Raw genomic sequence first — 4,858 nt, 5'->3', positions numbered from 1 at the left:
GGCCGAGTGCCCCCGCGAGCTGGCCTGCGAGTGGCTGCCCGCGCCGTACGAGGTGTACGGCGGGAAGGACGGCAAGCCCGACTACGGCAACCACGACAAGGCCCGCCGCCCCCACGACCAGCGCATCCGCTACATCGTCGTGCACGACACCGAGGGCGGCTACGACGGCTCGGTGCAGGCCGTGCAGGACCCCGAGTTCGTCTCCTGGCACTACACCCTGCGCTCCTCGGACGGCCATGTCGCCCAGCACGTACGCACCTCCGACGTGGCCTGGCACGCGGGCAACTGGCAGGTCAACGCGCAGTCCATCGGCCTGGAGCACGAGGCGCGGCTGACCGACCCGGACGCCTGGTTCACCGAGGCGATGTACCGCTCGTCGGCGCGGCTGGTGCGCCATCTGGCGCACGAGTACGACGTGCCGCTGAACCGCCAGCACATCATCGGCCACGACAACGTGCCCGCGCCCGACCCGGAGCACGTCCCCGGCATGCACACCGACCCCGGCCCGTACTGGGACTGGGCGCACTACCTCGACCTGCTCGGCGCCCCGCTGGAGCCCGCCGCGCGGACCGGCGGCCGGGTCGTGACGATCCGCCCCGACTACGCGTCCCACCGCCCCGCCTACACCGCCTGCACGAAGGACGCCGCCGCCCCCTGCCCGCCGCACGGCTCCGGCGCCGTCCGCCTCCGCACCCGCCCCGCGCCCGGCGCCCCGCTCGTCCGCGACCCCGGGCTGCACGGCGCCGACCCCTCGTCCACCGGCGTCAACGACACCGGGGCCCGCGCCTCGACGGGTCAGCAGTTCGCCGTCGCCGGCCGCCGCGGCGACTGGACGGCGATCTGGTACCTGGGCCGCAAGGCGTGGTTCCACAACCCCGCCGCCGCCCCCACGGCGATCGAGGACGACGGCGCCACCGTCACCCCGCGCCCCGGCCGCGTGCGCGTGTACGGGCGCGCGCTGCCCGAGGCGTCCGCGTACCCCGAGGGCGTCGAGCCGGAGCGGCCCGAGCCCCTGCCGTACGAACTGCGCCCCGGACAGCGCTACGTCCTCGGCGACACCCTGCCCGGCGAGTATTTCCACGCCCCCGGCCTCACCGACGAGACCGGCGCCGCGAGCCGCGTGGTCCGGGGCCGCACCCTGTGGCACCAGATCCAGGTGGGCCACCGGATCGGGTACGTGAAGGCGGCGGAGGTGACCGTGGCGCGGCCCCGGAGCGGCGGTCAGCCGAACGTGTAGGTCCGCCCCGCACGCACGTCGAGGGTCTCCTCCCCGCCGGGGAGCAGGTCGCTGCGCAGCGTCAGCCGCCGCGTCCGGCCGGCGTGCAGCACGATCCGGGTCGCCCGCCCCTCGGCCCACGTGATGTCGAGCGTCGCGCCGCCGCGCGCCCGCAGGCCCGTCACGGAACCCGAGGGCCAGGCGCCGGGGAGGGCGGGCAGCACCTCGATGGGGCCGTGCTGGCTTTGCAGGAGCATTTCCGCGATGCCGGAGGTGGCGCCGAAGTTGCCGTCGATCTGGAACGGCGGGTGGGTGTCCCACAGGTTCGGCAGCGTCGAGGACTTGAGTTGTTCGCTCAGCATCTTGTGCGCGTGGTCGCCGTCGGTGAGCCGGGCCCAGAAGTTGATCTTCCAGGCTTTGCTCCAGCCCGTGCCGCCGTCGCCGCGCGCCGTCAGCGACACCTTCGCCGCCTCCGCCCACTGGCTGCCCACCTCGATCTGCCGCCCCGGGTGCAGGGCGAAGAGGTGCGAGACGTGCCGGTGGTCGTTGTTCTGGTCGTCCAGGTCCGCCTTCCACTCCTGCAACTGGCCCCACGACCCGATCCGCAGCCCCGGGTCCAGGTCCCGCAGCGTCCCCTCCAGCCGCTCGCGGAACGCGCGGTCGCCGCCCAGGGTGCGCGCGGCTTCGAGCGTGGAGGTGAACAGGCCGTACACGATCTGCTGCGACATCGACGCCCCGGCGGTGAAGTCGCCCTGCTCCGGCGAGTAGCTGGGGGTGACGACGAGCTTGCCGTCGCGCGGGTCGGTGCGCAGGTTGGCGAGCCAGAACTCGGCCGCCTCCTTCATCACCGGGTACGCGGTCCTGCGCAGGTAGTCCGTCGAGCCGCTGAAGCGGTAGTGCTCGTACAGCTGCTGCGTGAGCCAGGCCGCAGCCTCCGGGAACCAGAAGGAGGTGGCCCAGTCGTGCACGCCGGTGAAGCCGTACGGGTTGGTCTCGTTGTGCACGACCCACCCGTCGCTGCCGAACAGTTCCTCTGCGCTGACCCGGCCGGGGGCGCGCAGGGCCTGGACGAACTCGTCGTACGGAAGGGTGGTCTCGGCGAGGTTGGTGACCTCGGCCGGCCAGTAGTTCATCTGGAGGTTGATGTTGACGTGGTAGTCGGCGCTCCACGGCGGGTTGGTGACGTTGTTCCACACGCCCTGGAGGTTCGCCGGCGTCGACCCGGGCCGGGACGAGGCGATCAGCAGGTAGCGCCCGTACTGGAAGAACAGCGCCTCCAGCGCCCGGTCCGCCGCCGACCCGCTGCCGTACCCCGACAGCAGCGCGTTCGTCGGTGCGTCCGGCACCTGCCCGCCGACGTCGAGCGCGACGCGGTCGAACAGCTCGCCGTGGTCGGCGACATGGCGCCGCACCAGCTTGGCGTACGGCGAGCGGGCGGCCCGGTCGACGGCGCGCGCGACCCGCTCGTGGGGGTCGGGGCCGCGGTATTCGGGGTAGGTGTCGGCGTAGTCGGTCCCGGCGGCCAGCACGAACCAGGCCGCGTCGGCGCCGCTCACGGTCAGTGTGCCGTCCCCGGCCGTGACGGTGCCGCCGTCCGCGAGCAGGCGGATCTGCGTCTCGAAGACCAGCCCGTTGTCCTGGAGCGCGCCGCGGATCGTCAGCCGGTCGCCGCTGGCGGTGGCCTGGAAGTCGGTGCGCGGCGAGGTGTAGCGCAGCGTGAACGACACCCGCCCCGGCCGGTCCGCACTCAGCCGGCCCACGGCCACCGAGTCCGGGTACGAGACGAAGAACTCCCGCAGGTGCCGGGCGCCCTCGTGCTCGTACGCGACGGCGGCGACCGCCCGCCGCAGGTCGAGTTCGCGGCGGTACGAGCCGTCCGCGGCGCCGGGCGCCGAGGCCAGGTCGAGCCGGAGGTCGCCGAGCACCTGGTAGGCGCCGAAGCCGTGCTTGGGCTGGCCCAGCTCCGCGGCGACGGCCTCCGGGCCGAGCCGCCCCTCGGCGTCGATCCGGTCCTGCACCGCGGCCAGTGCGCCGGGCCGCGGTTCCGTCCAGTTGCCGAAGTCGTAGCCGCCGGAGCCCGGTCCGCCGGTCCACAGGGTCTTCTCGTTGAGCGTGAGCTGCTCGGAGGCGAGCGTGCCGAACACGCCGACGCCCAGGGCCCCGTTGCCCAGCGGCAGCGACTCGCGCTCCCAGTCGGCGGCGGGCTTGTCGTACCACAGGCTCAATTCATCGGAGGTATCAACGGACTCAGAAGCGTACGCCTCCCCGGAGAAGACGGCCGATCCCATGGCTATCGCGCCTGCGGCACCGATAGCGGACTTGACAGTGGTTCTTCGCGAGATCCCCTCAGTCATGCCGCGTCACGCTAGAGGTCCGATGACTGCATGACAAGACATCACGCAGTGCCGGACGTTGCCGGTGGGAGGAGTGACGCGGGAGGGGCGCGGGGCGGGGGCGGGTTTCAGCCCTGCTGGAACAGCTCCGCGGGCAGCGGCTTGAGCAGCGCGTAGAGGTCCTCGGAGATGGGCCGGTCCCACGCCGCGATGGTGACGAGCACGTTGTCGCTGCGGTCGAACTGCACGCACGAGACGCGGCTCTCGGAGAGCTTCAGGCGGCGCACGATCAGCAGATTGTCCCCCTGCATCACGGGGGCGTCCTCGACCTCGGTGACGGTCACCGGCTCCTCGTGCTCCAGCGCCAGCAGCAGTTGCGCCACCTCGAAGGGCGGCTGACCCTCGGGTACGTCGCGCGCGGGCGAACCCTCCGGCAGGTTCCCGATGATCATCGCGGGACCGCGGCCGCCGAACAGGTCGTACCGCAGGAAGACGCCCTGGCAACTCCCGTCGGGCCCGGGCAGCAGGCCGGCGCCGAGGTCGCCGGGCCAGTCGCCCGGGTCCATGGCCAGGACGTCGAAGTCCGGGCCCGCGGGCTTGGCGGCGCTGCTGCGGCGGCGGAGAAATGCCATGGACCAATCGTACGGGTCCCGCGGCGGCACCGGCCCCCGGGGCGGCCTCCGCCATGCGGCCGATCCGGCATTGCCGGAAGCGGCGTACCGCGGCTGCTACGCGAGTAGTGTCTCCCCGTCTACGACAGAGGAGGGGTCGGATGGCGGAAGCCGGGGGCTTGCTGCGGGGACCGGAGGTGTGGGCGTACGTGCTGGACGGGCACGAACGGCTGCGCATCGCGCTGGCAGAGCTCACCGAGGGAAGGGAGCGCGGATCGTCCAGACTGCCGGGCTGGACACGCGCGCACGTGCTGTCGCACATCGAAGGCATCGGCCGGGCGCTCACGCGCCAGGCGCGGTACGCCCTGAAGGGCGAGCTGATCGAGGTGTACGACGGCGGCCGGCCGGCCCGCGACGCGGGCATCGAGGCCGGTGCGGTACGAGGCGCCGCGGAGTTGACCGCGGCGATCACGGCCACCCTGGCGGAGGCGGAGGCCGTCTGGGGGTCGGTGGGAGACGCGGACTGGGACCGCCCGGTGCGCTATCGCGACGGCGACCTGCGGGGCGCCCTGCACTGCTGGTGGCGCGAGCTGGAGGTGCACACCGCGGACGCGAATCTGGCGACCTGCTCGGCGGCCTGGCCGCGCGAGCTGTGCCTGCACCTGTTCGACTTCCTCGCGCCGCGCGCGCCCGCGGGA

4 protein-coding genes are annotated in these 4,858 nt (G+C 73.2%); 2 read left to right on the top strand and 2 right to left on the bottom strand.

Annotated elements, in window-relative coordinates:
* A partial coding sequence (locus tag H5J30_RS17720; RefSeq protein ID WP_181788393.1) for an N-acetylmuramoyl-L-alanine amidase occupies positions 1 to 1,237 on the top strand: 1,237 nt, incomplete at its 5' end.
* On the opposite strand, the gene H5J30_RS17715 is transcribed toward H5J30_RS17720, so the two are convergent.
* Both H5J30_RS17715 and H5J30_RS17710 read right to left on the bottom strand, forming a co-directional pair.
* Positions 1,222 to 3,504: a glycoside hydrolase family 95 protein gene (locus tag H5J30_RS17715; protein WP_309505559.1), complete on the bottom strand. Its 2,283-nt coding sequence runs from the start codon at positions 3,502 to 3,504 to the stop codon at positions 1,222 to 1,224. The genes H5J30_RS17720 and H5J30_RS17715 overlap by 16 nt on opposite strands.
* A 173-nt stretch (positions 3,505 to 3,677) precedes the next feature.
* Entirely contained in the window at positions 3,678 to 4,181 is a 504-nt protein-coding gene (locus H5J30_RS17710; protein WP_018836383.1) for a hypothetical protein, read from the bottom strand.
* Between the two features lie 140 nt (positions 4,182 to 4,321).
* Between H5J30_RS17710 and H5J30_RS17705 the strand changes: the two genes are divergently transcribed.
* On the top strand, positions 4,322 to 4,858 hold a 537-nt coding region (locus H5J30_RS17705; RefSeq protein WP_181788391.1), incomplete at its 3' end, for a maleylpyruvate isomerase family mycothiol-dependent enzyme.

The organism is Streptomyces phytophilus, assembly GCF_013870535.1.
GTDB lineage: Bacteria > Actinomycetota > Actinomycetes > Streptomycetales > Streptomycetaceae > Streptomyces > Streptomyces phytophilus.
The sequence above is the reverse complement of the archived record's forward strand: the minus strand, read 5'-3'. Positions and strand labels throughout refer to the sequence as shown.